Here is a 1,480-nt window from a genome sequence, read left to right as displayed (position 1 = left end):
GCATGATCTCGCCGATCGAGAGGCCCTGGGACTGGCAGTGTTCCAGCAGTTCGGCCGCCGTGCGGAACGGCAGCGGGAGTTCCTTCTTGGATTCGTCGAGTTCCTTCAGGGCCGCGTCCTCCTCGCCCTCGCGGACAATGAAGCCGCCGCCGACGGAGAAGAACGTGGCGCTGTGCAGGGTTTCGCCCCCGGCGTCGGAGACGGTGAACGTCATCCCGTTGGTGTGCCGGGGCAGGATGGTCAGCGGCCGCAGGACCATGTCCTTCACCCCGTACGGCAGGGGCACAGCCCCTGCCAGCTGCAGGGTGCCGGTCCCGGCGATCGCCGCCAGCCGGCCCTCCACTTCCTCGGGGAGGATCTGCTCGGGATGGAAGCCCTCGAGCCCGAGCAGGATGGCCGTCATGGTGCCGTGGCCGTGGCCCGTGGCAGCGAGCGAGCCGTAGAGGTCCACCCGCAGCGACGCCACCTCTGCCAGCTTGCCGAGGGACTTAAGTTCTTCGGCAAACACGGCGGCGGCCCGCATCGGACCCACCGTGTGGGAACTGGATGGTCCTATTCCGATGGAAAACAGGTCAAAGACTCCAACAGCCATTGTCGGTTCCTCACTAGGTCATGCTTCAAATGTCGGTGGTTGAGCCCGTCAAACCCCCAATGCATCGACGGGCTCAACTACCGGGACGGGCTATAGGGCAGGGTAGAGCGGGTGGGCGGCGGCGAGGGCCTCCACCCGGGTGCGCAGGCCGGAGAGGTCCGCGCCGGCGTCGGCGGTCAGGGCCTCGGCGATGATGTCGGCGACCTCGGCGAAGGCCGCCTCGCCGAAGCCGCGGGTCGCCAGCGCCGGGGTGCCGATCCGCAGCCCGGAGGTCACCATCGGCGGGCGCGGGTCGAACGGGACGGCGTTGCGGTTGACCGTGATGTCGATGGCCGCGAGGCGGTCCTCGGCTTCCTGGCCGTTCAGCTCGCAGTCGCGCAGGTCCACCAGGACCAGGTGCACATCGGTGCCGCCGGAGATCACGCTGATCCCCTTCGCGGTCACATCCGGCTGGACCAGCCGGTCCGCGAGGATCCTGGCCCCGGCCAGCACCCGTTCCTGGCGCTCCCGGAACTCCTCGGAGGCGGCGATCTTGAACGCCACGGCCTTGCCCGCGATGACGTGCTCCAGCGGCCCGCCCTGCTGGCCGGGAAACACCGCGGAGTTGATCTTCTTGGCGATCTCGGCGTCGTTGGACAGGATGATCCCGCCGCGCGGACCGGCGAGGGTCTTGTGCGTCGTGGAGGTGGTGACGTGGGCGTGCGGGACCGGGGACGGGTGCAGCCCGGCCGCGACCAGCCCGGCGAAGTGCGCCATGTCCACCATCAGGTAGGCACCCACCGAGTCGGCGATCCGGCGGAACTCGGCGAAGTCGAGCTGGCGGGCGTACGCGGACCAGCCCGCCACGATCAGCGCCGGCTTGTGCTCGAGGGCAAGGCGCTCGGCTCG

Annotated in this window: 2 protein-coding genes; both read right to left on the bottom strand. The window is 69.5% G+C overall.

The genetic code is table 11. The features are described from left to right. Window positions 1–592, bottom strand: a 592-nt coding sequence (locus AC1DR1_RS23145; RefSeq protein WP_476993454.1) for a serine dehydratase beta chain, incomplete at its 3' end; no start/stop codon positions are given. A 90-nt stretch (window positions 593–682) separates the two neighbouring features. Then, window positions 683–1,480: serine hydroxymethyltransferase (locus AC1DR1_RS23140; protein ID WP_476993453.1), on the bottom strand; the 798-nt coding region annotated here is incomplete at its 5' end.

It is taken from the genome of Arthrobacter sp. P4_F10 (genome assembly GCF_056401435.1).
The sequence above is the reverse complement of the archived record's forward strand: the minus strand, read 5'-3'. Positions and strand labels throughout refer to the sequence as shown.